Here is a 25,483-nt window from a genome sequence, read left to right on the forward strand (position 1 = left end):
CCAGTTACTCGGGAATATCCAACTGGCGCTGGGAAGATGCTTTGCGCTTATAAGCCAGATCCAGGCTGGCCAGCTCGCCATGAATGGCCAACAGCGCCTGGGCCAGTTGATAGATAAGCCAACTGTAACCGCTGAGTGCGAAACCTTGATGGGCCGATTCCGGCGAGTCGTCGCTCGGCTCAGATGGCAGTTGCTTAAGTAGCTGTTGCTGCAATTGATAGCCGAGTCCCAGGGGGAGTTTGGGGCAGTCGGGTGTGTTGCCGGCCACATAGTCCGCCAGATAGGCAAACTCTCGCTGTAGCCCGCTGGCTACCTGTTTGACTCTGGCATAGGCCTCATCCTCTTCGGCCTTCCAGCGGGTGAGCAGCAGTAGCTCCAAAAGCGTGATCACCCTTATCTGTTTGTTGGCCAGCTCGGTCAGAGTAGCGGCCTCTTTCTTCAAGGTTTGGCTTTCCCATTCCAGCGAAAACAGCAGTTTTTTCTGCGCCAGCACAGCCTTCATCGCCGTTTCCAGCGACTTACGGGCATTTTCCGGCTCTTCCTGGCCGGCATTGAGATGCTGCTCCAGCACTTGGGTCATGATTTTCAGTGAGCTTGCCAGCTGGGCCCGCCAGTCCTGTTTGGCCTTGATTGGCAGCACAAACAGGGATACCAGCACGGCAATCACGCAGCCGATGAGAATATTGGCGGTGCGCCATAAGGCTTCCGAGGTGTCGTGGTTGGCGTCACCTATCACTATGATCATGGTGAACCCAGCCACCAGGTAGGCATAGCTGTAGCGGCCGGCATTGATATAGCAGACTATGCTGACCCCGAGGATCAGTAAGCCCATCAAGTCCCAATAGCCGCCCATGGTGATCACCAACAAGACCCCATAAGCCGAGCCCAAGCAGGTGCCTATGGCCCGCTGCAGCGATTTTTCGATAGCGCCGCCCACTTGTGGCAGGCCCATCATGATGATCACTATGGTGACCATGCTCCAGACAAAGTGAGGCAAAGACCAGATGGCGTTGATGGCGGCGGCAATAAACAGTGCCAAGGCCAGTTTTACCGTGTGTACGGCGCGGGAATGGCGATAGATGAAATCGGCGAAGGCGGAGGCTCTGGCAAACAGGGGCATGGCAGTGTCTCAAAAAGCGTATGGGTTGACCGTCAAGGGCAATTATGACAGAGATGAATCGCGATGGAGTCGGCGGTGGCCGGGAAAGGTGCAAACTGGGAGCCACAATTGCCTGAAGGCAAGGCCTTTATGCGCTGGATCACAGCTTGTCCCCTTGTGGCATCATTCGAATGTGGTTTTTTGCCTGGGGCAGGTTTACAAGAGGAGGCCCGGGTTAAATCCAGCGTCTGACTCTCTGACAATAGGTGCGGTAGGGATCACCAAAGAGTTGCTGCATCGCCCGCTCTTCGGGAAGGATCTGAAAGCGCTGTAAATAGGCAATAAACAGGGCGACCAAGAGCAGCAGCCAGAGTGAGTTGAGGAAAAATGTCTGCGCCAGCAGCAAGAACACAAATCCCAGATACATGGGATTGCGTGAGCAGCGATAAATCCCCGAGGTTACCAGCGTTGAACTTTGCTCCGGCACCCTGGGATCCGGTGTCGTCCCATGGCGTTTGAAGCTGAGCACTCCTGCCAATGGGATAATCAGCCCGGCCGCCAACAGAGAAAAAGCGAGGCTCAGGCTGGAAGGCAGGCCGGAAGAGGGCAGCCAATAGGACGTCAGTTGCAGCAAAAGAGCAAACAGCAACAAGAGAGCCAGGGGCGGCAGTTTCTTTTCCAATCCAGACATGAATGATGCAGCTGTGAGTATCAGGTGCCGCTTAAGATGACACGGCCCAAGCTGTGAATACAAGCACTAAATACAAGTTGTTAACGCCTGGGGCTCTTGCCAGGGTGATAACACTGCATTCCTTGCCATGAAGCTATTTAGGCGCTGCGGTTTCCTTGCTTGAGCTGTTTCATAAACTGCATAAAGTGAGGCTGAAACTCATCGAAGAGTGGATTTTTACGTTGCTCCAGCATCACCTCACTGAAGAGTTTAAGGCCAACGGCAAAGGCGGCAGCCTGATCTTCATCGAAGTCCTGTCGCTGTTTGATTTTGTCCACTATGGCAAAGATATCGTCGTGATTGCCGACTTCGAATTTGAGTGCCTGTTGATAGTTTGATGGCATACCGTTTTGATCTTCGAGATGTTCGACACTGATACTGTATTTGTGTTGTTTCATTGAGGACTCCATTGACTAGAGGCCGCCGCGCGGCAGCGGCGTGGATATGAACCGGGACAGCATTGCAAAAGCGCAGCGAATAAACACTTTAACTGTCAGGGAGCTCTCAAGGATAAGGGATTTGCCTAAATTTACATGCCAGAGTGCCAGCAGCGGCCGGGCCGCGTGACATAGATTTCCCGGCAGCGGCTCTGAAGCCGTTCAGGCAACAATGCTGGCAAGCATTGGCTTGGTGAGCCAGCCGGGATAGGTGCTGCCTATCTGTTTTTCATCAGGGTATCGTAGAGGTGCTTGGCGCAGGCAAAGTTGGGGCCTACGTCTTCCCGGGTGCCGTCTGAGCCGTGATCGTTATCCAGACGCCAACTGAACATGCCCCGCAAGCCATTGTGAATGGCGAACTCAGTCCACTGCTCAACTTGTTCGAGCGGGGTTTGTACCCGGGAGTTTTCACTGCAGACTCCGCCCATCAATATCTCGGCTTTTAAACCGGCATCGAGCCAAACCGCAGCATCGCGGGCGGTATTGATGGAGGAGTAGTCCTGCATTTCCACCGCATCGACATTATCGTTAAAGGCCTGGATAGCTCCCTCTCCGTAGAGATAGCTCGGCCCTTCCCCGGGCCAGGGGACTGAAACGGCAATTCCGAGACCGGCAGCACGAAATTCAGGCCCCAACTGAGTGACGAATTCGGCCACTTGCTTCATCGCCTCTCTTTCTTCGGCGTCTATGTTTATCCCTGTGTAGTGATTGTCCTTGAGCCAGGAGACAATATTGCGGGTAGAGAGATTGTTGTCACTCTTGTTACTGGCAACGCTTGCCTGTATGCCTTCACTGCCAATTCCGGCATAAAGCTCGATACCCGGCGCTTGAGAGAGCAGCTGATCTTTGATGGCATCGGCATATTTGCCACTCATTTCAATACAGTAACCACCAGAGTGAATAGCCGACAACTGGCCGAATGCCAGGCTGTAGCGACTGGCAAGGTGCAACGGGACCAGGTTGTTGACCAGATTATTCAGGCCAACAGGATTCCAGGTATCGTACCAGGTAGCGATTTCAAAACCTTGGCTTATTTGTGAGTTCATAGGATGTCCTCCATGACATTGCTGAAGTGGCGATAACCTTAGGCTTCCTTGTCTTTGTGGTACTGCCGGTTGCCGGGGATATGCCGGGTCACAAATCTATAGTCGATGCTGCCCATTTAAGCAATCTGGTCCAGCCTGTAAGCCTTGCTTGTCAGTATCTGTGTCAGTTAATGGACTTACACAAAAAGACCCGGCCAAATGGCCGGGTCTGTCATTGATTGCTGCGTGATTCAAGTGAGATCAGAAGGGGGCGTCGATATCCACCACATTGATCAGCTTGTGGTTGACGAACTCTTTCAGTCCTAAGTCGATCAATTCGCGGCCATAGCCGGAGCGGCGGATACCGCCAAAGGGCAGATCGGCCTTGACCATGGTGGGGTGGTTGACAAACATCATCCCGGTAGAGACTTGTTTGGCTACCGCCAGACCGCGTTGTTTGTCGGCGGTGAATACCGAACCACCGAGGCCGAAGGGAGAGTCGTTGGCAATGGCAATCGCTTCCTGTTCATCTTTGGCCTTGAGGATCATGGAGACAGGGCCAAAGAACTCCCAGTAGTAAGCCGGGTTGTCCGGGGTGACATTGGTGAGTATGGTCGGCTGCACAAAGGCGCCTTGCTCCGGCACTTTGGGGCCGACTTCGGTAGCCGTGGCACCATGCTCAACCGCTTCACGAATTTTCTGCTTCACTTCATCTGCTGCGCCCTGGGATGACAGTGGGGCCAGGGTAGTATTCGGATCCATGGGGTCGCCGGCTTTAAGCTTGGCCACACCTTGGGTATAGCCTTCCATAAACTTGTCATAGATGGCTTCCACCAGGATCATTCGCTTGGATGAAACACAAACCTGACCCGCATTCCAGTGACGGCCGAACACCGCCCAATCTATGGTTTTCTCGAGTTCGGCATCTTCCAGCACGATAAAGGCATCAGAGCCGCCCAGCTCCAGGGTGGATTTTTTCAGCGCCTTGCCGGCCTGGGATGCGATAACGGCGCCGGCACCTTCAGAGCCGGTCAGGGCCACGCCATGCACCTTGGGTGAGTTAATGATCTGTTCGATTTGATCCCGGGTGGCATACAGGTTTTGGAAGGCGCCCTGCGGCAGCCCGGCATCACGCATCAGGCTCTCAAAAGCGGCGGCGCACTGAGGCACATTGGAGGCGTGTTTCAACAACAGGGTATTACCGGCTGAAAGCTGTGGTGCCAGGATCCTGGCAATCTGGTAGTAGGGGAAGTTCCATGGCTCAATGGCCAACAATACCCCCAGAGGTTCATTGACTAAAAGGGCTTCCCCTTCGGCGGGATCGGCCACCGGCAGTTTCTGCGGTGCCAGCAGTCTCTCGGCATGCTGGGCATAGTATTCGAGGATTTGTGCCGACAATTCTACTTCGGCCTCCGCCTCTCCAATGACTTTACCCATCTCCAGAGTCAGCAGCTCTGCATAGCGGCGCTTGCTATCTCTGAGCAGGGCTGCAGCCCGATTGAGTATTTCAGCCTTGGTGGCAAAGGGCGTATTGCGCCAGCTCAAGAAGGCCTGGTGGGCCGATTCAATCGCCTCGGTGACTTGGGCGTCAGTGGCGTTGGGGAATTCTTTGATGAGCTCTCCCGTGAAGGGATTGATCGTTGCATATGCCATGTGTTCCTCCCAGCGTTGCAAGTAATAGGGTATTGATGCCAACTCCTGGCATCGGGTGAAAATGTTTGGATTTATCGTGGATTCCGGCCCTCAGAGGCGAGTGGCTGGAAATAAAGCTCAAACCTTTCTACTCCTTAAATGGCGATAGTTGTGTGATGAGTGTCACGCAAATCCCCGGGGTTCTGCCGGCCGGTGATTTTTAATCCTTTTTTGTTAGGTCTTTGTTTTTAAAAAACTTAAAAACATCTTTGACTAACAAAAATGTAACCTTGGGCCTTGCTGTTATTTAAAGAAGGCTGCAAACCAACTCGCGGAGAGGGTTTGCAGCTCTGGCTGTTGTCAGTCCTGGCGGCGATAGCGCTCGGCCATGGCGTTGGCAGCTATCATCGCCTGATAGACATCATCGACGCTGATAGCCATCGGCATATTGCCCATGGTATCGCCTTCGGCGCAGGCGATTTCGGCGACCTTGCGCCACTCTTCTTCGCAAAAGTGCTTCAGCCCCATATCTGCCAGAGTCAGCGGCAATCCAGCGGTTTTAATGATGCGGACAACATTGTCTATTTCACTCTGTGGAGCGTTTTCCAGCACCAGTTGGGTCAAGAGGCCAAAGACCACCTTCTCGCCATGTTGGGCGCCATGCAGCTCGGCAACCGCCGACATACCATTGTTGACCGCATGCGCTGCCGCCAGGCCACCGGCTTCGGCGCCGACACCGCTTAAATAGATGGTTGCCTCTATGGTTTGCTCTAGCGCCGGGGTGACTATCTTGTTGTTTACCGCATCCATGGCGGCGGCAACGTTTTCACTCAGTAGTTGATAGCACAGCTGCGCCAGTCCAAGGCCGGTACGCGAGGGCTTTTTCAACACCAGGTTAACGCCATCGGCCTGATAACAGGCCCTGGCTTCAAAGTAGGTGGCCAGGGCATCACCTATACCCGCGGCAAAGAAATGCGCCGGTGCGGCGGCGATGATGCTGGTGTCGGCAATCACGGCATCCGGATTCTGTGGCAGGAATAGATAGCGTTCAAACTCACCCGCTTCGGTATAAATCACTGACAGAGCCGTACAGGGAGCATCGGTTGACGCTATGGTGGGGTAGAGAACGACGGGGTGCTTAAGGTGAAAGGCAACGGCCTTGGCGGCATCCAGGGTCTTACCGCCGCCGACACCCACTATTACGTTGGAATGAGCCTGCTCAGCCAGGGCGGCAAGCCGCTGGATCTCGGCTTCACTGCACTCGTAGTTGAATTTTTCCAGTTGGTTGCTGATGCCATTTTGCTCAAGACCCGTCAGGGCTTCATCCTCAAGCCTGCCGAGAATAAACTCATCGGCAATAATAAAAGCATTGTCGCCGAAGTCATGCACATATTCGTGCATTTGCGACAATAACCCTTTGCCAATAATGAACTTTTTGGGAGATGTGACGGTACGTGGAACTGCTGTGCTCATATGGCCTCCATTACATTCAGACTCGGATCCTTGTTCAAAGAGACTCTATCACAGCCAAGATTTAAAGCTATGGCGCAACTGTCTGGTTTTTGTTGTGTTGGTGGCAATAAAAACTGGCTTTTGGTTTGAATGGCTAATTGAATAACTGGGATTTTTCTTTTATCTGGTGAGTCTGTGGCGCCAGTGGTCAAGTCCTTGGCGGGCAAGGGGAGAGCGGCGGCAAGTTGTTTGCAGCCACCGTCTTTTGCAGGAATGATGTTCGGCCGCTATCCATTTCCTTTAGGAGGGGATTGACGGCATTGGTTCAGCAGGGTTTGCAAGTGGCCACCGAGCTGCTGATCCTTGATATCAGTGCCGTTTTTCAGTAGCTGTTCGACATCTGCCAAAGCCTTGTCTATTCCCTGGGATTCGATAAGTGTGCTGACATAGGCGGCGAGATCTGCGCCCTTATTCAGCAGTGCGGCTGCATTTTCAAAACTAAAGCCCTGCTCAAGTAATTGCTGAATTTGGCCGAGCAGCTCGCTGACCCTGGCGGGCTCGGCCAATACGCCATCGACCTGGATCAGCTCACCAAGCGGATCGCGGCTGAGCTTTTCAGCGACGCAGGCGGTTACCGAGCTGACCTCGGCGCTGCGATTGATGGCCTCCAGACCTTGAGAGCGGATCTGCTCAATGGCTTGTTGCAACTCTTGATCTTTGGCGAGCCACTGCTGCTCCAGTTGCGCCTTTTCATCTGCGGCAAACCAGCCGCAGCCGGAGAGTGTGCCAAGGGCCAGGGCCGAAAACATCCAGAGAGCGGTTTTGGGGTTAGGGAAATACTTGCCTAAGGTGTTGGCTAGCTTCATTCACAGGACTCCTGCAAAGATTCTCAGAGTTCACAGTATCCGCCATCAGCCTTAAGCCGGGCTGAACAGCTTTGAGTCCTTGATACGGTTTGCGCGAACGCAGGCTCGGCAGTGAGGTCAAAAAGATAGACAGGGAGCCTTGGCTCCCTGCCTTAAAGATTAAAGCCCGGCGAACGTAAAGGGCTTGGCCGTGACAAAGTCCGACAGCGCGTTACCTGAGTAAATGCTGTTGTTGTTGATGGTCAGCTTTTTCACATCTTGCTGTTTATTGAAGTCGATGCCCTTCATATCGACCCAGAAGGTGTTGGGGGTTAAGGCGGTTTCAAAGTAATACACCCGATTTTTATGATCCGAGACCGAGCGCCAACGGGTCGAAGAGATATTCGGTTCAGTCTCGGAAGCTATACCGAAAGGCACAGAGGCGTTACGAATGACGCTGAAGGCGCCGGCAACCGCCACCCGGGTATTGGCTGTCTTGGGAATGGCATCCATATAGAAAGAGGCCCTGACAAACCGGTCGGCGGCGCGGTTGGTTCCCGGCAACATGGTAAAGCCGCCAATCTGTTGCCAATACTGGTTCAGTGCCAGTTGCTGCTCGAAGATGGGGGAGTTGGTCATGACCCGGTACTTTTGGTCGTGATGGATCACCAGCTTGCCGTCTATGTACTCGAATATGGCACTGTCACCGGCGGCATCGGAAATCGACAGATGCAGGGTGGCAAAGCGTTGGGTACCGGGAATATTGGCGGAAACCACTACAAAAGGCTCGGCTCTCAGTGCATCGACGGCTTCGGCGACAGTGGCAAAGTTATCCAGCACATATTGCACCCAGGCAGCGACCGACAAGCCTTTTCGTTTACCCTGGTACTCGGGATAACTCGACTCTGCCAGCCATAACAGATTGGCCACCAGGCCCTTCTCGTTCATGCCGTCGGTGCTGGAGATATCAAAGGCGCTGGTGACCAGGCTGCCGTAGCGTGAGGTCCAGGTGACTGAGTTGTCGCCGACCGCCCCATGGCGCTGCATGCCGCGGGGAAACAGCCACAGGCTCGCCGGGATTTCGTCGCGCCAGTCCATGGAGCGGGCGGTGATCACCAACTGCTCTTCGCCGTGATAGACGGCGCGGGTGCAGGCCTGCGCCGTCGTGCCGATAACCAGCATGAAGGCGCTGCTGATTAAGGTGATGAGTTTCCGATTCATAGTGACTTCCCTGTTTGATTGCTAAAGAGAGTTAAAGGTGTTGAACGCGTAATGGCAAGCCGGGTTGTTAATCCTGGCAATTATCTCAAGTGAAACAGCGCCTCCAAACCTGGGTTTTCTGTGTCTTCCCCCGGATGATACAGGTAGCAGCTGATGCGGGCATAGTTATCCAGATCGCCGCGCCACAGGCAGCTGGCTTCAATATCCCGCTCTTGTTGCTGAAAACGGATCCTAAGCACCTTGGTATCGCCGTTCAGCACCGGCTCTATGGCTGCTGTTCCTTGAATGCTTAAGCCTTCTATCTCCCGGCGCACCTTAAGTTCGCCGTCCTGCTCATAAATGCTCATCTTGCCCGTGTAGCTGGCATCTGAGTCAATGGCTTTGCCAACCAGCTGATAATGGCCCTGCAGATACTGCATAAAAAGCTCATCTACTTCGGCAAATGCCGCAGGCGCCAGGCAGAGGGAAAACAAGGGGAAAAACAATAGTGCCAAACGGCGAATAAACGGGTTATTCATTGACCTTCCTTAGATTTGTATATCTATAGCTATAGCTTGGTGCATCTTTGCTGCCGCTCTAGCAGCCCACTTACCGCTTTGATTGTTTCAGGGCCTTGTTGTGGTTGAAGTCGGCAGCGGCGCTTATCAGTGCCTTGAAAGCCGTTTCATCCAAGGATTGGCCCTCGGTAATATCTATGGCTCTACGCTGTTTGCCCTCAAGACCTGCATTAAACAGCTTGTGGGGATCCGGCAGCGAAGCGCCATTGGCAAATGTCAGTTTCAATTTGGCTTTGTATGACTCGCCGGTACAGAGTATGCCTTGGCTTGACCATACAGGTACGCCGGACGGGTTCGTTGGCTTTACCCATTTGCACTCTTCAACCACCTCGGGAATAGCTGCCTTGATAAGTTCGCGGATATGGCCAAGCATCTCGGCGCGCCAGCCGCCCAGGGCGGCAATCTTGTGGTCGATAGAAACACTACCATAGGTTTGCTGCAATTTTTTGTCCATTTGTGTTCTCCCTGGCTCGCTTGCGAGTGCGAGCCTGACTCCGTGTTATCTGGCAGCAGGATAGACCAAGATGGACAAAGCTGCTCCAGCGAACGTCAACTCAATGGTCACAGTCAAGCAGTCTTGCAATCGCCTGCTGCGCCGCCGGTGCACACTTGATGATACCTGCCATGTCTATCCAGTCCAGGCTTTCTATCTCGGCGGCGGTAATGATGTCGCCACTAAAGCCCGCGCTGAAACAATGCATGGTCAGCTCAGTGTTCTCGAAGCCGAAGGCCTTATCCGTAATGCTGAACCTGTGGCAAATGGTGTCTTGCTGCAGATTTATGCTGAGCTCTTCCTTCAACTCCCGAGTCAGGGCTTGTTCAAGGGTTTCACCCGGTTCAGGTTTGCCGCCGGGAATAAAGTACTTATCTTTGCCCTTGGATTTGACACACAAGACTTTACCGTCTTTTTCATATAGCCAGGCGACACTTTGCAATTGTTTCATGGGGTTCCTTGTTTACAACTAAAACCAAATCAATAACTGCCAGACTTTCCTCAGCAGACTCGGGAAGAGTCGCGGCAGTAACAGCGCCGTCAGGGCAAATACTGCCAGTGTCAGCCACCAACCCTGGCTGCCGATAAAGGCTTGGCCGTTGCTCCACAGGGCCAGATGTTTATTGGTTGCCAACCAAAGCAGCGCCGCGGTCGGCACGGCAAACACCAGAGCGGCCAGTTGCCCCATGAGCAGGCCAACAAGCCAACCGGATTGGGTCTTGCTGTGCGCAGTTGATGACCCTTTGCCGCTGTTTCTATTTCGTGAGCTATGTTTCATGGGCGATGCTTTATTGATCGTGTGTTATGGACAGTTCATGCTCTCTATCTTTGTTCTTTATCTTTGCTCTTTATATGAGAACAAGTGCTGTGGTGATTGCCCCTTTGATGTCTTTGGGGCGGCAAAATACTGCTGCGGTTGGATCAGTTTAACCCCCAACATATTGGCCAAATACTGCTCCAGAAACACCTTGTGACTGGCACCGACTATCACCAGCACCCGGCCTCCAGGGTTAGCTGCCACCACGCGCATGATGTGGGAGCTCATGTTGAGATTGCGTATCTCCCAAAGGGCAACCCGGGAGAGCGCCGCATCCTGGGTTAAATCTTTATCGATAAACAGGCTCCACTCCTGGTCAATGACGGCCCTCTGGTACTCCTGGCTGTTTAGCCAGGAAAAGAGCGGCAACCAGTTGCCTGTCTCAAGTGCCTCTGTCTTTAGCCTTTGCGGTTTGTTGATATAGTCGCTTTTGGCCAAAGCGGCGGCATGAGGCGACTGATTGTAAGACTCAAGCAGCCGCGCTTCGATGGGGCGGTAGAGATCTTTATCCAGATGATCATCTATCGGATAAATGCGCTTGAGCTTCAGTGCCATGGCCAGGTTATTGCCAAGGGTGTTTTTCTCGTTATTGCTCGCGGCAAGTTGCTCCAGATAGTGCTGCAACTCGGTGGAAATCGTTGGGCCCGCCGCGGTTTTGTCCAAATAATGCCAGTGCAGCAGGGCTATCTCTTTGTGATAGGCGGCAACGGCCAACTTGATGAGCCTTGCTCGTTGCACAGGTTCAAGCCTGGTCTCGTCCAATAAGGGCTCCAGACTCTCAAGCGCCTTTTGCGCCGAGAGCCGCAATTCCTGCTGCTCCTTTATCGCCAGCGCCAGAAATCTTTGTCCCACAAAATGATCCAACACAGTTTGATACTCGCCTGAGCCGTTGATCATGGTGGCGATATCCTGTGGCCGCAGTGACTCTACAGCTATGGCCGTAGGCTGGTAACGGGAGAGTGGCTCAAGGATCGAGGATAGAGAGCGGCTGTCCAATTGCTGTTTGATATTGCTCAGGTGCAGGCTGCCAAGCACCATCACCTGGGTTTGCAGCTTACTCTTGACACTGAGTTGTTGCAGTGCACTCTTTGTACTCTCTGCGCTTAAAGCGGCAGCTTCTGTGGCGGTTGCATGAACTTGGGCAATACTCGATGCCGCCAGGCAGGCAAGAAGAAGCAGTACTTTGGTGGCCAAATTGAGTCTCCAAATTATGATTGTTTTTTACCCTATATCCTTGTTGGATACGACCGACATCGAACTAAGGGGCTTTGCAACATCGGCTGGGCAGTATTTTGGGGTTTCACTAAGCGGGGAGAGAGCCCGACTTTCCCTGTCACATGCAACTGCCTGATATAGCAGGCATAAAATCGAGCCATAGTCGTGAGCATCCAAGCTCTAAAGCATGAAAGCGTTAGCCGCTCTTGACTGGCGTCAGATTCGCATCAAGCCATCCATTGCCAATGCCGTTTCAGGTTAATAGATAGCCACTGTGTATACAAGAGGGGATACACAGTGGCTATCGAAACTGTGGATGCTGGTGGGACAAAACAGTGAACCTATAAGACTCAGTTAGTGCATTTATTTTCTAAGCGCAGGTGGAACTTTGACCTTCCGGAGCATGGTTAGTAACGCATTGCGTTGGCTACGAACGAGAGGCATGGACGCCGAGCTGGCTCATACCCGGGGAAGTGTATGGCCGAGGCAGAGCCTTGAGTGATAATGAGTCAGCTTCCCCTCCTTGGTTCACGCTCGAAAGCACCTTGCTACGCAACTCGCTATGCAACTCGCGCCGCGTCACAGATGTGCCTGTGCGAAAATTTGCGGCAGGTAATAGGAAAATCCGCCGCTGTAAGCCCTGCAAGTGTTGGTGGGGGAATTGTCCCTGTTGACTGAATACAAAAACACCCGCAACGGCGGGTGTTTGGGATATCACTTCTCTGTGGGAGCCACCGGTCTGATTTACAGTGCCATCTCTGGCACATGTTCGGGGACGATAAGCTTGCCAGCGGTTTTGGCAACTATCTCTTCGACACTCACACCTGGTGCCCGCTCCAGCAGGTGGAAGGCGCCGTCCTTGATTTCGATAAAGGCCAGGTCTGTCAGTACCCGCTTGATGCAGCCGTAACCCGTGAGCGGCAACTCGCATTTGCTCAGTAGTTTGGAGTTGCCGTGTTTGTCGGCGTGCATCATGGTAACTATGATATTGTCGGCGCCGGCCACCAAGTCCATGGCACCGCCCATGCCTTTAACCAGCTTGCCGGGGATCATCCATGAGGCGATAGAGCCTTCGACATCCACCTCGAACGCGCCCAGTACCGTGAGATCCACATGCCCGCCACGGATCATGGCGAAGCTCTCGGCGCTGGAGAAGAAAGACGCGCCCTTGACGGCGGTAACGGTTTGCTTGCCGGCGTTGATCAGATCCGGATCTATAGTGTCTTCGGTGGGGAATTCACCCATCCCCAAGAGGCCGTTTTCCGATTGCAGCATCACCTGCATGCCCTCGGGGATATAGTTGGCCACCAGAGTCGGGATACCTATCCCCAGGTTGACGTAGTAACCGTCTTTGAGTTCCTTGGCGACGCGTTGGGCCAGTTGTTCTCTTGAAAGTGCCATTTTGCTCTCCTGCCCTTATGCCTGTTTGACTGTGCGCTGTTCGATACGCTTCTCGAACACACCCTTGATGACGCGATCCACATAGATGCCCGGGGTGTGGATATGATCCGGGTCCAGCTCACCCGGCTCGACTATCTCTTCCACTTCCACCACTGTTATCTTGCCGGCGGTGGCCATCATGGGGTTGAAGTTGGCGGCTGTCTTGCGAAATACCAGGTTACCCATGGTATCGGCCTTCCAGGCGCGGATCAGCGCGAAGTCGGCGGTCAGTGCCTCTTCCAGCACATAGTGGCGGCCATTGATTTCGCGGGTCTCTTTGCCATCGGCCACCGGGGTGCCGTAGCCGGTGGCGGTAAAGAAGGCGGGGATCCCGGCGCCGCCGGCGCGGATCTTCTCCGCCAGTGTGCCTTGCGGAGTGAGGATCACATTGAGCTCGCCACTGAGCATCTGCCGCTCAAAGGTGGCGTTTTCACCCACATAGGAGGCGATCATTGTGCTTATCTGCTTATGTTGCAGCAGCAGCCCCAGCCCGAAGTCGTCCACCCCGGCGTTGTTGGAGATGGCGGTCAGGCCGCTGACACCCAGTTTGACCATTTGATTGATAAGGCCTTCGGGAATGCCGCAAAGGCCAAAACCGCCCACCATGACTGTCATATCATTGGTGAGACCTGCGAGCGCTTCGTCGTAGCTGCCGACGACTTTATTGAGTCCTGCCATAGTGATGTCCTTGCTGTTTATTATCTGTCGTTATACTGCTTATCTGTTGTGCCACCTGGAGGCCTTAAGCTCCCAGGGCTCTGGCTACTTTTGAACCGGTTTGCCGGCCAAGCTGCTGGCTTATCTGTCGTCCGGCCCGGGCCAGTTTGTTGAGATCTATGCCTGTGTCTATACCCATACCATGCAGCATATAGACAAGATCTTCACTGGCCAGATTACCGGATGCGCCTTTGGCATAGGGGCAGCCACCTAGTCCGGCGACCGAGGTATCTATTACACTGACGCCGGTTTCCAGGCAGGCGAGAATGTTGGCCAGCGCCTGACCGTAGGTATCATGGAAGTGTAGCGCCAAGCGCTCTACCGGTACGCGATCGGCCACGGTTTCCACCATTTTGCGGGCCTTGAGCGGTGTACCTACGCCTATGGTGTCGCCGAGGGATATTTCATAGCAGCCCAATTGATGCAGAATGTCGGCGACCCGAGCCACTTCTGCCGGGGCGATTTCACCATCATAGGGGCAACCCAATACGCAGGAAACATAGCCGCGAACCCGAATGCCTTGCTCCTTGGCCCGGCTCAGCAGGGGCTCGAAGCGGGCGATGGACTCTTCGATGGAGCAGTTGATGTTCTTCTGGCTGAAGCCTTCGGAGGCGGCGGCAAATACCGCCACTTCATCGGCGCCGGCAGCCAGCGCCAACTCCAGGCCCTTGAGATTGGGAGTCAGGGCGCTGTAGCAGACGCCGGCGCGGCGTGAAATGCCGCGCAGCACCTCGCCCGAGTCTGCCATTTGCGGCACCCACTTGGGCGACACAAAGCTGGCGGCTTCGATGCGCTTCACCCCGGCATCGGCCAAGGCTTCAATCAAGGTTATCTTGGCCTGAGTGCTGACCGAGGTTTCATTTTGCAGGCCGTCTCTTGGGCCCACTTCAAACAGGCTTACCTTGGGAGGCAGCATTTTTAAGCCTCCTTAAGTTGTTCGCTGAGCTCCAGCAACTGGGCGCCATCGCTGACCAGTTCGCCGGGCTGGAAGAAAAACTCACTCACAGTGCCATCGAAAGGCGCGGCTATGGTGTATTCCATCTTCATCGCTTCCATCACCATCAGCCCCTGGCCGGCCTTAACACTGTCGCCTACAGCCACCAGATGGGTGACTATGGTGCCGTTCATCGGCGCCTTGAGCAGATCGGCGTGGTTGGCCTGCTCCTCTTCCAGCTCATTCTGAATGGCGCGGAAATGGTAGGCGCTAAGCTCGCCGGAGCGGCCAAGCAGGGTAAAGTCCATGCCCTGGCGGCTGATTCGCTGGCTGCTGATATGCCCATCGACCACACAGCGAAGCGTGTCACCACCGGCCTCATCTGTGCTCAACTCGCCTTCGATAACCAGGGTTTGACCATCCAGTGTCAGTTGCCAGCTATCGGCCTTGGCCAGCTCAGTCAGCTGCAGGTGATGAATATGGTGTTCATCGTCCATCAGGGCAATATCGTGGCGCTTGGCGCTGTTGAGTCTAAAGCCACTGGCGCTGCCCCAGGGCGAGGAAGGGTCCTGACTGTTTGCCTGTTTGGCCCGGGAGTCGCGTTTGCGCCACAGCATTTCATACAGTGCGGCTTTGGCCAGCAGCGGCAAGGGCAGGGCGCTGTCTTTCGCTTGAGGCAGCAGCTGTGCTTGATAGCGCTCAATAAAATCTGTGCTGAAGTCGGCGCCGGCAAAGGCCGGGTGAGCGGCGATTTTACCCAGGAAACCGATATTGTGTTTCAGGCCGGTGAGCTGGAAGTCATCCAGAGCCCTTTGCAGGCGCTGCAGCGCTCTTGGGCGTGACTCATCCCAGACAATCAGCTTGGCTATCATGGGGTCGTAGAAGTTGGAGATTTCATCGCCTTCACGGACACCCGAGTCGATACGCACATGGCTCGATGGCTTGGGCTCGCGCAGGAAGTTGAGCTTGCCGCTGGCGGGCAGGAAGTCGTTATCCGGATCTTCGGCATAAATTCGCACTTCAAAGGCATGGCCCTTAATGGCAACTTGTTCCTGAGTCAGGGGCAGAGGCTCTCCGGCGGCGACCAGCAACTGCCAGTGCACCAGATCTGTCTCTGTCACCAGCTCGGTAACCGGATGCTCTACCTGTAAACGGGTATTCATCTCCATAAAGAAGAAGCTGCCGTCTTCCTCTGTGGCATGGGTATCCAGCAAAAACTCGACCGTGCCTGCGCCCACATAGTCGATGGCGCGGGCGGCCGCTACGGCGGCTTCACCCATGCGGCGGCGCAGGGCGTCGCTGAGGCCGGGGGCCGGCGCTTCTTCCACCACTTTCTGGTGGCGGCGCTGAATCGAGCAGTCCCTGTCTGACAGATAAATGGCATTGCCCTGGGTGTCGGCAAATACCTGCACTTCCACATGGCGCGGCTGCTCCAGGTAACGCTCCATCAACAGCTTGTCATTGCCAAAACTGGAGGCGGCTTCACGGCGGGCCGAGTCGATGGCCGATTTGACTTCCGTCAGGCTGCGGACAATCCGCATTCCCTTGCCGCCACCACCGAAGGCGGCCTTGATCAGCAGCGGGAAACCGATTTTTTCGGCTTCACTGAGCAGCACTTCATCGCTCTGGTCATCACCGTGATAGCCGGGCACCAGCGGCACTCCGGCGCGGCCCATGATGAGTTTGGCGGCGCTCTTGCTGCCCATGGCTTCTATGGAATCGGCCTTGGGACCGATAAAGGCGATATTGGCCCGTTCACAGGCAGCGGCAAAACCGGCGTTTTCCGACAGAAAACCATAACCCGGGTGGATCGCCTCGGCGCCACAGGCCTTGGCGATATCGATAATGGCATCGCCCTTGAGGTAGGAGTCGGCCGGCGCCGAGCCCCCCAGATAAAAGGCTTCATCGGCCATAGCCACGTGGGCGGCATGGCGGTCGGCATCCGAGAACAGTGCGACAGTGCGCACACCCAATGACCTGGCGGTACGTATGATGCGACAGGCAATTTCGCCGCGGTTGGCAATCAGAATCTTGTTGAACATCTTACATCCTTCCTTAGTCACGGCGCTCTGGCGGGTTCGAGCTATTGCCTGGATTGCAACTGGAGTTGCTGCCCGGATTGTTACTTGTGCCTTGCCAGTTCGGCGGGCGTTTTTCGAAAAAGGCGTTCAGCCCTTCCTGGCCTTCAGCAGACACCCGGATTCGGGCGATGGCCTCGCCGGTGAGCGCCAGCGTCTGTTCATCTATCAGTCCGTGGCGGATATCGCTTATCAGCTGTTTGCACCAGTTGAGCGCCTGCGGACTGTTGCCCAGCAGCGACTCGATAAGGGGCGCCGCGGCGGCCTCGAGATCGTCTGCTACCTGATGCACCAGTTGTAAAGTCTTGGCGGCTTCGGCATCGAAACGCTCTGCGGTCAACATATAGCGTCTCGCCTGACGCTCGCCCATGGCGCGGCGCACATAGGGGCTGATAACCGCCGGGATCAGGCCAAGCTTCACCTCGGACAGGCAAAAGCTGGCCTTGGGCGTCGCTATGGCGATATCGCAGCAACACACCAGCCCCAGCGCCCCGCCAAAGGCCGCGCCTTGCACCAGTGCCAATGACGGTTTGGGGAATTGATCCAGAGCGGCCATCAACCGGGCCAGCTCGGCGGCGTCTTTGAGGTTGTCATCAAAGTCCATCGCCGCCTGTTTGCGCATCCAGTTCAGGTCGGCGCCGGCGCTGAAATGTTTGCCGTTGGCTTTCAGCAGCAGCACCCGGCAGGCAGGATCCCGGGCCAGGGACTCCAGCGCATCAATGAGCTCGGCAATCATCACCTCATCGAAGGCGTTGGCCAGCTGCGGGCGATTCATCACCAGGGATGAAACGCCGCGGGAGTCGGTGGTTACTGTCAGATATTGATAATCCATACCGGCCTCCATTACATGCGGAACACGCCGAAACGTGTGTCCTCTATGGGCGCATTCAGCGCCGCCGACAATGCCAGGCCAACCACATCACGGGTCTGGGCCGGGTCGATAATGCCATCGTCCCACAAACGGGCGCTGGCATGGTAGGGGTGACCCTCTTTATCGTACTGGGCTATCACCGGGGCCTTGAAGGCGGCTTCTTCCTCGGCGCTCATGGTCTGCCCCTTGCGGGCCAGGCCGTCTTTACGCACTGTGGCCAGCACTCCGGCGGCCTGTTCGCCTCCCATTACTGAGATGCGGGCGTTGGGCCACATCCACATCATGGTGGGTTCAAAGGCGCGGCCGCACATACCGTAGTTACCGGCGCCGTAGGAGCCGCCGATGATCACGGTAAACTTGGGCACAGTGGCGCAGGATACTGCGGTCACCATCTTGGCGCCGTGTTTAGCTATGCCTTCATGCTCATATTTCTTGCCGACCATAAAGCCGGTAATGTTTTGCAAAAACAGCAGCGGGATCTTGCGCTGGCAGCACAGCTCGATGAAGTGAGCGCCTTTTTGCGCCGACTCGGAAAACAGAATGCCGTTGTTGGCCACTATGCCAACCGGGTAGCCATGAATACGGGCAAAACCGCATACCAGAGTGGCACCATAACCGGCCTTGAACTCGTCGAAGTCTGAGTCATCGACGATGCGGGCAATCACTTCTTTGACATCGAAGGGCTTTTTCAAGTCGGTGCCGACTATGCCGTAGAGCTCATGAATATCGTACTTGGGCGGCTTTACCTGGCTCAGTGTCTGGGCAATCTGCTTTTGGTGATTGAGGCGGGAGACGGCATTGCGGGCCAGCTCCAGCGCGTGGTCGTCGTTTTGCGCCAGATGATCGGCCACACCGCTTATCTTGGTGTGTACCTCGGCGCCGCCGAGCTCTTCGGCACTGACCTCTTCACCTGTGGCGGCTTTCACCAGCGGCGGGCCGGCCAAAAAGATGGTGCCCTGTTCACGGACAATAATCGATTCATCGGCCATCGCCGGCACATAGGCGCCACCTGCGGTGCACAGGCCCATGACCACGGCGATTTGCGGGATCCCTTTGGAGGACATGCGGGCTTGGTTGAAGAAGATACGGCCGAAGTGATCCCTGTCCGGAAACACTTCATCCTGGCGCGGCAGGTTGGCACCGCCCGAGTCCACCAGATAGATGCAGGGCAGGTGACAGCGATCGGCTATCTCCTGAGCCCGCAGGTGTTTTTTCACCGTCAACGGGTAGTAAGTGCCGCCTTTGACCGTGGCGTCGTTGGCGATAATCATGCACTCGACTCCGCTGACCCGGCCGATCCCGGCTATGATGCCGGCGGCGGGCACTTCTTCGTCATAGACTTCGAAGGCGGCAAACTGGCTCAGTTCCAGAAATGGCGAGCCGGGATCCAGAAGTTTCTCTACCCGGGTGCGCGGCGCCAGTTTACCGCGGGACAGATGGCGCTCCATGGCCACAGGGCCACCGCCTTCGACTATCTTGTTGAGCTTTTGTTGGACATCGGCCACCAGGTGGGACATGGCGGCTTGTTTTTCCCTGAATTCATCGCTGCGGGCGTTGATTCTACTGCTGATTTGAGGCACGGCTTGTCATCCTTTTCGACTGAATGGGGGAGCGTGAAGGACCGCTTGAACGGCCCCGGCATTCGCCATTACTTGGTTTCGTTGAACAGCTCGCGGCCGATGAGCATGCGGCGGATTTCCGAAGTGCCGGCGCCGATTTCATAGAGCTTGGCATCGCGCAGCAGGCGACCTGTAGCGTATTCGTTGATATAGCCGTTGCCGCCCAGCAACTGAATGGCGTCCAGTGCCATCTTGGTGGCGAGCTCGGCGCTGTAGAGAATGGCACCGGCGGCATCTTTACGTGTGGTTTCGCCGCGATCGCAGGACTTGGCGACGTTATAGATATAGGATTTGGCGGCATTCATGCCTGTATACATGTCGGCCAGTTTGCCCTGCACCAGTTGGAATTCGCCGATGGATTTGCCGAACTGCACCCGCTCGTGCATATAGGGCATCACTATGTCCATGCAGGCGGTCATTATCCCAAGGGGGCCGCCGCTGAGCACCACCCGCTCGTAGTCGAGGCCGCTCATCAGTACCTTTACACCCTGGTTGAGGCCGCCGAGAATATTTTCTTCCGGGACTTCGCAGTCTTCGAATACCAGTTCACAGGTGTTGGAGCCGCGCATTCCCAGCTTGTCGAGCTTCTGCGCCTGGGAGAAGCCTTTGAAGCCGCGCTCGACGATAAAGGCGGTAATCCCGTGCGGACCCTTGTCCAAGTCGGTTTTGGCGTAAATCACATAGGTGTGGGCATCCGGGCCATTGGTGATCCACATTTTATTGCCGTTGAGAATGTAACGGTCGCCTTCCTTGCGGGCATGCAGCTTCATGGAAACTACGTCTGAACCTGCGTTGGGTTCACTCATCGCCAGTGCGCCTATATGCTCGCCGCTGACCAGTTTGGGCAGGTATTTTTCCTTCTGGGCCTGATTGCCGTTGCGGTTGATCTGGTTGACGCACAGGTTGGAGTGGGCGCCGTAGGACAAACCTATGGACGCCGAAGCGCGGGAGATCTCTTCCATGGCGACGACGTGCGCCAGATAACCCATGTTGGCACCGCCGAACTCTTCGGGGACTGTTATCCCAAGCAGCCCCATGTCGCCGAACTGAGGCCAAAGCTCGTTGGGGAAGGCGTTGTCCTGATCCACCTTGGCGGCAATGGGGGCGATTTCATTGGCGGCGAAACCGTTGACTGCATCCCGCAGCATATCGATTTCTTCACCGAGTCCAAAGTTGAGGCTTGAGTAGAGAGAGTTCATTGGCTTGATGTCCTGTAAGTTAATATTTTTATTTTATTATTATGGTGTTTGGTCAATGGCTCAGGCTTTTTCCTGCTCCATGTCATCCAGCGCCTGACGGCACTGAAGTTCGGCAGAATTGAGTTCCATCAACACCACCTTGATATCGTCCATCTGCTGTTGCAGTGAGGTTTTTTTCTCTTCGATCAGGGCCAACATGGTATTGAGCTGTGCATGGCTGCTCTTGTCGGCATCGTAGAGTTCAAACAGTCGGCGGGTTTCCGCCAGGGAAAAGCCCAGACGCTTGCCGCGCAGGATCAGTTTCAGTCTGACTCTGTCCTTGAGACTGTAGATACGAGTCTGACCACGACGCCTGGGTTTGAGCAGCCCCTGATCTTCATAGAAGCGGATGCTGCGGGTGGTGATATCAAATTCTTTTGACAGATCACTGATGGAGTAAGTGGTTTGTGGATTGTGGTTTGCGCTCATCGATAACACCATAAAATGGAACTTGTTTGGCAAGATATATGAAGTTTACGTAAAGGTAAAGTTTGTTGTGGCATTTTGCGAACTGTGAGGTGTCAATCCCCGCTGCCATCGGCCTTTGCCCGTATTGAAACACTCGTTTCAGTTGGCTGTTCATTTATCTCACAGCAGCGGATAGCGATACATGCTGCCCTTCGCTATGCCTATGTTTGCATTCCAATCATTTTGAAGGCCGGAGCGGGTGAACAGCAAAATGCCCTGAAACCAAAAGGCGCAGTTCGAGCAGGGTTTTAGGCTAACGTCTAATTGGGGACAGGGCCAAAAAAGACTATTAATTGTCCCAGGAAGGAAGGGAACGCAGTGCCGTCGCAGAACGGCGTCCTTTGGGAGGACAGATAATGATAGATCCGGGTTTAGCCCTGTATAAGGCGTCACTCGAGGACAAGACACAGTTTTGGGGCGAGTGTGCCCGTGCCATAGATTGGCAACAGCCCTGGGAGCAGGTGCTGGATGAGAGTGAGGCGCCATTTTACCGCTGGTTTAGCGGTGGCATGCTCAACACTTGCTACAACGCGGTGGATAGGCATGTGGCCGCAGGGCGCGGCGAACAGACCGCCATTCAATATGTCAGCCCGGTAACCGATACCGAGTACGGCATCAGCTATAACGAATTGCAGCAGCAGGTGAGCCGCCTGGCGGGCTGGATGCAATCTGTCGGTATCAATAAGGGCGATAGAGTCGTTATCTATATGCCCATGGTGCCGGAAACCGTGTTTGCCATGCTGGCCTGTGCCCGCATAGGCGCCATACATTCAGTGGTGTTCGGCGGCTTTGCCGCCAATGAGCTGGCAACCCGGATCAACGATGCCAAACCCAGACTGGTGTTGTCTGCCTCCTGCGGTATAGAACCCTCAGGCGTTGTGCCTTATAAGCCTTTGCTGGACAAGGCGCTGGAACTGTCCGAGCACAAGGTGGAAAACTGCCTTATTCTCGGCCGCAGTCAGTATCAGGCCGAGTTGCAGCCCGGGCGGGATCATGACTGGCAGAATGCCATCTGTCAGGCGAGCCCGGCAGATTGTGTGGCGGTCGAAGCCACTCATCCCCTGTACATTCTCTACACCTCCGGTACCACAGGGCAGCCAAAAGGTGTGGTGCGCGACAATGGCGGCCACGCCGTGGCACTGGCCTGGTCGATGAAGGCTATTTACGACATAGACGCAGGCGATGTCTTCTGGGCCGCCTCGGATGTGGGGTGGGTGGTGGGTCACTCCTATATTGTCTACGCACCGCTGCTGGTAGGCGCCACCACCTTGCTGTTTGAAGGTAAACCTGTGGGCACCCCGGATCCCGGCACTTTCTGGCGCACCATAGCCAAGTACAAGGTCAAGAGTTTCTTTACCGCACCGACTGCGATTCGCGCCATCAAGCGTGAGGACCCTGAGGCAAGCTATGTGGCTCAAAGCGATCTCTCTTGCCTGAAAAACGTGTTTCTGGCCGGCGAGCGTTGTGACCCGGATACTCTCAACTGGGCGGCGGAGAAGTTGGCCAAGCCAGTGATAGATCACTGGTGGCAAACCGAAACAGGATGGGCGATTGCCGCCAACTTGATGGGGGTAGCCCCTATTCAGGTCAAAGCCGGGTCACCGGCCAGAGCCGTGCCCGGTTATCAGGTGGAAGTATTGGACGAAATGGGGGAGCAGGTGGCTCCCGGGCAGTCGGGCAATGTGGTGATCAAGCTGCCTCTGCCGCCCGGAACCCTGACCACGCTGTGGCAAAACGATAAGCGCTACCATGACAGCTATCTGGCCATGTATCCCGGTTACTATCTCACAGGAGATGCCGGCTATATGGATGAAGAGGGCTATCTTTACATCATGAGTCGCATCGATGACATCATTAATGTGGCCGGTCACAGATTATCGACCGGACGTTTTGAAGAGGTGCTATGTCAGCATCCGGCAGTGGCTGAAGCAGCGGTTATCGGTGTGGAAGATAAGCTCAAGGGTCAGGTGCCGCTGGGGTTGGTGGTGCTCAAGATGGGCAATACCCTGAGCGAAGAGCAGCTACACAAGGAGCTGGTGGCTCTGGTGCGCCAGGAAATAGGCCCGGTGGCGGCATTCCGTTTGGTGAGCGCCGTGCCCAAGTTGCCCAAGACCCGCTCAGGCAAGATACTGCGTGGCACCATGCGTAAAATTGCCGACAACCAGGAGTTCAAGGCGCCGGCAACCATAGAGGATCCCGCTACTCTGGATCTGGTACGCACCGCACTGACCCGCATGGGCTATGCCGATTCTCTGGTGAAAGAGCACGCCTGAGGCTGACTTTCTCCTTTTGCGCCTGCCGTCGGCAGGCGTTTTTTTAGCTGTTTTTCATGTTGCAAAGGCGCGCCTTTTACACTTTGCCCTTTTAGTCGGCCTTTGCTAAGATGCCGCTGCTCCGTTCGGGGCAACAACAAGTAGTTACATACAAAGTAGTTGCATCCAAGTTTTACATTCAGGCTTGTAACTTAAGCTACACTATGTAGCCTTATCATTCCGGCCGCAGGGACGACCCTGCAAGCGCCTTATCTATTACCGGGGACGACCCCTTTTTAAAAAGGGAAGGTTCCATGAACTGGATACTCTTAATCCTCGCAGGTTTGTTCGAAATCGGTTGGGCCATAGGCCTTAAATATACCCAGGGCTTTACCAAGTTAACTCCGAGTCTGTTGACCTTGGGCGCCATGGCCATCAGTGTCGGTTTGCTTGGGCTGGCGACCAAGTCATTGCCCATAGGCACGGCTTACGGTGTTTGGGTTGGCATAGGTGCCATGGGCACGGCATTGGTGGGTATCTGGCTATTCGGCGAGAGCGCCAGCCTGATGAAAATCGGCAGTTTGCTGTTGATTTTTATCGGTGTTTTGGGGCTGAAACTGGCCAGCTGAACCCGGAGGTTTGCCTGTTAATCGTGTTTTTCAAACAAGGTTATCGCCAAGGGTGACTGGTAATTAACTTTCGTTAATCAGTATAATTAATCCACTCAAGGCCGGCTGTGTGCTCACAAAATGGCCGGCTCCTCTGCTACCCGTGGAATTAATAACAATGCAAACCCACAAGCATCTTTCTGACATCGGGGTCATAGGCCTGGGTGTTATGGGCAAGAATCTCGCTCTCAATATCATAGATAACGGCTATCGGGTCGCGGCGTTCGATCTGGACAGTCGCAAAGTGACAGCTGCCGAAAACCAGGCCAAGGTGGAAGTGACCGAGAGGGAACAATTGCTGTTTGGCTGTAATAATCTTACTGATTTGATGGCAAATTTAGCAACACCGCGCATCCTGCTGTTGTCCATCCCGGCCGGTACGGCAGTCGATGCCGTATGCCAATCCCTGCTCGATGCCGGAATTGAGCACGAGGATATAGTCATAGACACGGGCAATAGCCTGTGGACAGACACCATAGCGCGGGAGCAGCGCTATCGCGATCAGTTTATCTTCTTCAGCTCAGCCGTATCCGGCGGTGAGGTGGGGGCCAGATTCGGGCCCTCGCTGATGCCAAGCGGTGATATCAAGGCCTGGGAGCGGGTTGCTCCCATTTGGCGGGCGATAGCTGCCAAGGTGGATGGTGACACCGGATTGCCGCTGGAGAGATTCGAGCCCGGCAACCCGGTTACCCAAGGGGAGCCCTGCACGGCTTACATTGGCCCGGCCGGTAGCGGTCACTATGTGAAGATGGTGCACAACGGCATTGAATATGCCGACATGCAGTTGATTTGCGAGGCTTATCATTTGCTAAGCCAAGTGCTGGGCCTTGATGCCTACGCCATTGCCCAGGTATTCGAGCGCTGGAATACAGGTGTGCTCTCCAGTTATCTGATGGAAATCAGCGCCGAGGTCTTGCGGCAACAGGACCCATTGAGCGGCAAGCCTCTGGTTGAGATGATCCTCGATAAGGCGGGGCAGAAGGGCACAGGCCTGTGGACGGCTGTCAGCAGCCTGCAGATAGGTTGCCCGGCGCCCACTATCGCAGAAGCGGTTTATGCCCGCGCCATCAGCACTCAAAAGGTTCTGCGCCAGAGTTTGGCCAGCAAGTTGGCCGGTCCCGAAGCGCGAGACACTCAATCGGCGGCCTCGGAGGAGCAACAAAGCTTTATTGATGGCCTGGAGAGTGCACTCTATTGCGCCAAGGTGAGCTGTTATGCCCAAGGGTTCCAGTTGATGGCGATGCAGGCTCAGGAGCAGGGATGGCGGCTGGATTTTGCCGCCATCGCCAGGATCTGGCGCGCCGGCTGTATTATTCGCGCCAGATTCCTGCAATCCATAGCCGCAGCCTACGACAGTGAGCCGGAATTAGCCAATTTGCTGTTGGCCGATGGCTTTGCTTCAACGCTTTCGGCGCGCCAGCAGGCATGGCGGCAAACGGTTGCCAAGGCGGTGCTTGCAGGTGTGCCTGTGCCTTGCATCTCATCGGCGCTTTCTTACTACGACAGTTATCGCAGTGAGACGCTGCCGGCCAATCTGTTGCAGGGGCAACGGGACTTTTTCGGAGCGCATAGTTTTGAGCGCATAGACCAAGCTGCCAACGAGCGTTATCACCTGGATTGGAGTGACCCCAAGCGGCCGCTGATTAAGCTGGATTGAGGGAAAGCCGAGTCGGGC

The 25,483-nt window shown here is 55.2% G+C and carries 24 protein-coding genes; 3 read left to right on the top strand and 21 right to left on the bottom strand.

Annotation, left to right across the window (positions count from 1 at the left end; genetic code table 11):
* Window positions 1–4: 4 nt before the first annotated feature.
* The 21 genes from N512_RS0100775 to N512_RS0100875 form a co-directional block, all read right to left on the bottom strand.
* Window positions 5–1,120 carry an FUSC family protein gene (locus N512_RS0100775; protein WP_028779076.1) on the bottom strand — a complete coding sequence of 372 codons (1,116 nt, stop codon included), beginning with the start codon at window positions 1,118–1,120 and terminating at the stop codon, window positions 5–7.
* 214 nt (window positions 1,121–1,334) lie between these two features.
* Window positions 1,335–1,790, bottom strand: a complete 456-nt coding sequence (locus N512_RS0100780) for a methyltransferase family protein (protein ID WP_028779077.1) — start codon at window positions 1,788–1,790, stop codon at window positions 1,335–1,337.
* Window positions 1,791–1,927: 137 nt separating this feature from the next.
* Window positions 1,928–2,227 (bottom strand): DUF3861 domain-containing protein, encoded by a 300-nt coding sequence (locus N512_RS0100785; RefSeq protein ID WP_028779078.1) that lies wholly within the window; start codon window positions 2,225–2,227, stop codon window positions 1,928–1,930.
* A gap of 257 nt (window positions 2,228–2,484) precedes the next feature.
* Window positions 2,485–3,312: a hypothetical protein gene (locus N512_RS0100790; RefSeq protein ID WP_025009407.1), complete on the bottom strand. Its 828-nt coding sequence runs from the start codon at window positions 3,310–3,312 to the stop codon at window positions 2,485–2,487.
* Window positions 3,313–3,552: 240 nt separating this feature from the next.
* Window positions 3,553–4,944, bottom strand: a complete 1,392-nt coding sequence (locus N512_RS0100795) for an NAD-dependent succinate-semialdehyde dehydrogenase (protein ID WP_028779079.1) — start codon at window positions 4,942–4,944, stop codon at window positions 3,553–3,555.
* A 339-nt stretch (window positions 4,945–5,283) separates the two neighbouring features.
* A complete protein-coding gene (locus N512_RS0100800; protein ID WP_028779080.1) occupies window positions 5,284–6,396 on the bottom strand; it encodes a glycerol dehydrogenase in 1,113 nt (370 codons plus the stop codon).
* Window positions 6,397–6,662: 266 nt separating this feature from the next.
* On the bottom strand, window positions 6,663–7,241 hold the full coding sequence (locus tag N512_RS0100805) for a hypothetical protein (RefSeq protein ID WP_306822439.1): 579 nt from the start codon (window positions 7,239–7,241) through the stop codon (window positions 6,663–6,665).
* A 159-nt stretch (window positions 7,242–7,400) separates the two neighbouring features.
* Window positions 7,401–8,441, bottom strand: a complete 1,041-nt coding sequence (locus N512_RS0100810; RefSeq protein WP_028779082.1) for a linear amide C-N hydrolase — start codon at window positions 8,439–8,441, stop codon at window positions 7,401–7,403.
* 80 nt (window positions 8,442–8,521) lie between these two features.
* Window positions 8,522–8,959 carry a hypothetical protein gene (locus N512_RS0100815; RefSeq protein ID WP_028779083.1) on the bottom strand — a complete coding sequence of 146 codons (438 nt, stop codon included), beginning with the start codon at window positions 8,957–8,959 and terminating at the stop codon, window positions 8,522–8,524.
* A gap of 70 nt (window positions 8,960–9,029) precedes the next feature.
* Window positions 9,030–9,452 carry a DUF1801 domain-containing protein gene (locus N512_RS0100820; protein ID WP_051472575.1) on the bottom strand — a complete coding sequence of 141 codons (423 nt, stop codon included), beginning with the start codon at window positions 9,450–9,452 and terminating at the stop codon, window positions 9,030–9,032.
* Between the two features lie 100 nt (window positions 9,453–9,552).
* Entirely contained in the window at window positions 9,553–9,942 is a 390-nt protein-coding gene (locus N512_RS0100825; protein ID WP_028779085.1) for an NUDIX hydrolase, read from the bottom strand.
* A gap of 18 nt (window positions 9,943–9,960) precedes the next feature.
* Entirely contained in the window at window positions 9,961–10,269 is a 309-nt protein-coding gene (locus N512_RS21895) for a hypothetical protein (RefSeq protein WP_051472576.1), read from the bottom strand.
* Window positions 10,270–10,326: 57 nt separating this feature from the next.
* Complete coding sequence (locus N512_RS21900) at window positions 10,327–11,502, bottom strand: DUF5694 domain-containing protein (protein ID WP_051472577.1); 1,176 nt, start codon at window positions 11,500–11,502, stop codon at window positions 10,327–10,329.
* Between the two features lie 765 nt (window positions 11,503–12,267).
* On the bottom strand, window positions 12,268–12,924 hold the full coding sequence (locus N512_RS0100840) for a CoA transferase subunit B (RefSeq protein WP_025009400.1): 657 nt from the start codon (window positions 12,922–12,924) through the stop codon (window positions 12,268–12,270).
* A gap of 15 nt (window positions 12,925–12,939) precedes the next feature.
* Window positions 12,940–13,641 carry a CoA transferase subunit A gene (locus N512_RS0100845; protein WP_028779086.1) on the bottom strand — a complete coding sequence of 234 codons (702 nt, stop codon included), beginning with the start codon at window positions 13,639–13,641 and terminating at the stop codon, window positions 12,940–12,942.
* 64 nt (window positions 13,642–13,705) lie between these two features.
* On the bottom strand, window positions 13,706–14,596 hold the full coding sequence (locus N512_RS0100850; protein WP_028779087.1) for a hydroxymethylglutaryl-CoA lyase: 891 nt from the start codon (window positions 14,594–14,596) through the stop codon (window positions 13,706–13,708).
* A gap of 2 nt (window positions 14,597–14,598) precedes the next feature.
* Window positions 14,599–16,656 (bottom strand): acetyl/propionyl/methylcrotonyl-CoA carboxylase subunit alpha, encoded by a 2,058-nt coding sequence (locus tag N512_RS0100855; protein WP_028779088.1) that lies wholly within the window; start codon window positions 16,654–16,656, stop codon window positions 14,599–14,601.
* Between the two features lie 13 nt (window positions 16,657–16,669).
* Window positions 16,670–17,524 (bottom strand): enoyl-CoA hydratase-related protein, encoded by an 855-nt coding sequence (locus N512_RS21905; protein WP_231473467.1) that lies wholly within the window; start codon window positions 17,522–17,524, stop codon window positions 16,670–16,672.
* Window positions 17,525–17,535: 11 nt separating this feature from the next.
* Entirely contained in the window at window positions 17,536–19,143 is a 1,608-nt protein-coding gene (locus N512_RS0100865) for a carboxyl transferase domain-containing protein (protein WP_028779089.1), read from the bottom strand.
* Between the two features lie 68 nt (window positions 19,144–19,211).
* On the bottom strand, window positions 19,212–20,381 hold the full coding sequence (locus N512_RS0100870; protein ID WP_025889846.1) for an isovaleryl-CoA dehydrogenase: 1,170 nt from the start codon (window positions 20,379–20,381) through the stop codon (window positions 19,212–19,214).
* Between the two features lie 60 nt (window positions 20,382–20,441).
* Window positions 20,442–20,849: a MerR family transcriptional regulator gene (locus tag N512_RS0100875; RefSeq protein WP_025009395.1), complete on the bottom strand. Its 408-nt coding sequence runs from the start codon at window positions 20,847–20,849 to the stop codon at window positions 20,442–20,444.
* 395 nt (window positions 20,850–21,244) lie between these two features.
* Here N512_RS0100875 and N512_RS0100880 point away from each other — a divergent pair, with 395 nt between their 5' ends.
* From N512_RS0100880 to gndA, 3 genes are all read left to right on the top strand, one after another.
* Complete coding sequence (locus tag N512_RS0100880) at window positions 21,245–23,161, top strand: propionyl-CoA synthetase (RefSeq protein ID WP_028779090.1); 1,917 nt, start codon at window positions 21,245–21,247, stop codon at window positions 23,159–23,161.
* Window positions 23,162–23,454: 293 nt separating this feature from the next.
* A complete protein-coding gene (sugE, locus tag N512_RS0100885; protein WP_025889847.1) occupies window positions 23,455–23,769 on the top strand; it encodes a quaternary ammonium compound efflux SMR transporter SugE in 315 nt (104 codons plus the stop codon).
* Between the two features lie 157 nt (window positions 23,770–23,926).
* Window positions 23,927–25,465, top strand: coding sequence for an NADP-dependent phosphogluconate dehydrogenase (gndA, locus tag N512_RS0100890; protein ID WP_028779091.1), 1,539 nt, complete (start codon window positions 23,927–23,929; stop codon window positions 25,463–25,465).
* Window positions 25,466–25,483 lie beyond the last annotated feature (18 nt).

It is taken from the genome of Shewanella sp. 38A_GOM-205m (assembly GCF_000518445.1).
GTDB classification, from domain to species: Bacteria; Pseudomonadota; Gammaproteobacteria; order Enterobacterales; family Shewanellaceae; genus Shewanella; species Shewanella algae.

Coding starts and splice junctions, on each gene's coding strand:
- N512_RS0100775 (WP_028779076.1), bottom strand. CDS start 1,120: ATGCCCCTGTTTGCCAGAGCCTCCGCCTTCGCCGATTTCATCTATCGC.
- N512_RS0100780 (WP_028779077.1), bottom strand. CDS start 1,790: ATGTCTGGATTGGAAAAGAAACTGCCGCCCCTGGCTCTCTTGTTGCTG.
- N512_RS0100785 (WP_028779078.1), bottom strand. CDS start 2,227: ATGAAACAACACAAATACAGTATCAGTGTCGAACATCTCGAAGATCAA.
- N512_RS0100790 (WP_025009407.1), bottom strand. CDS start 3,312: ATGAACTCACAAATAAGCCAAGGTTTTGAAATCGCTACCTGGTACGAT.
- N512_RS0100795 (WP_028779079.1), bottom strand. CDS start 4,944: ATGGCATATGCAACGATCAATCCCTTCACGGGAGAGCTCATCAAAGAA.
- N512_RS0100800 (WP_028779080.1), bottom strand. CDS start 6,396: ATGAGCACAGCAGTTCCACGTACCGTCACATCTCCCAAAAAGTTCATT.
- N512_RS0100805 (WP_306822439.1), bottom strand. CDS start 7,241: ATGAAGCTAGCCAACACCTTAGGCAAGTATTTCCCTAACCCCAAAACC.
- N512_RS0100810 (WP_028779082.1), bottom strand. CDS start 8,441: ATGAATCGGAAACTCATCACCTTAATCAGCAGCGCCTTCATGCTGGTT.
- N512_RS0100815 (WP_028779083.1), bottom strand. CDS start 8,959: ATGAATAACCCGTTTATTCGCCGTTTGGCACTATTGTTTTTCCCCTTG.
- N512_RS0100820 (WP_051472575.1), bottom strand. CDS start 9,452: ATGGACAAAAAATTGCAGCAAACCTATGGTAGTGTTTCTATCGACCAC.
- N512_RS0100825 (WP_028779085.1), bottom strand. CDS start 9,942: ATGAAACAATTGCAAAGTGTCGCCTGGCTATATGAAAAAGACGGTAAA.
- N512_RS21895 (WP_051472576.1), bottom strand. CDS start 10,269: ATGAAACATAGCTCACGAAATAGAAACAGCGGCAAAGGGTCATCAACT.
- N512_RS0100840 (WP_025009400.1), bottom strand. CDS start 12,924: ATGGCACTTTCAAGAGAACAACTGGCCCAACGCGTCGCCAAGGAACTC.
- N512_RS0100845 (WP_028779086.1), bottom strand. CDS start 13,641: ATGGCAGGACTCAATAAAGTCGTCGGCAGCTACGACGAAGCGCTCGCA.
- N512_RS0100850 (WP_028779087.1), bottom strand. CDS start 14,596: ATGCTGCCTCCCAAGGTAAGCCTGTTTGAAGTGGGCCCAAGAGACGGC.
- N512_RS0100855 (WP_028779088.1), bottom strand. CDS start 16,656: ATGTTCAACAAGATTCTGATTGCCAACCGCGGCGAAATTGCCTGTCGC.
- N512_RS21905 (WP_231473467.1), bottom strand. CDS start 17,524: ATGGATTATCAATATCTGACAGTAACCACCGACTCCCGCGGCGTTTCA.
- N512_RS0100870 (WP_025889846.1), bottom strand. CDS start 20,381: ATGAACTCTCTCTACTCAAGCCTCAACTTTGGACTCGGTGAAGAAATC.
- N512_RS0100875 (WP_025009395.1), bottom strand. CDS start 20,849: ATGAGCGCAAACCACAATCCACAAACCACTTACTCCATCAGTGATCTG.
- N512_RS0100880 (WP_028779090.1), top strand. CDS start 21,245: ATGATAGATCCGGGTTTAGCCCTGTATAAGGCGTCACTCGAGGACAAG.
- sugE (WP_025889847.1), top strand. CDS start 23,455: ATGAACTGGATACTCTTAATCCTCGCAGGTTTGTTCGAAATCGGTTGG.
- gndA (WP_028779091.1), top strand. CDS start 23,927: ATGCAAACCCACAAGCATCTTTCTGACATCGGGGTCATAGGCCTGGGT.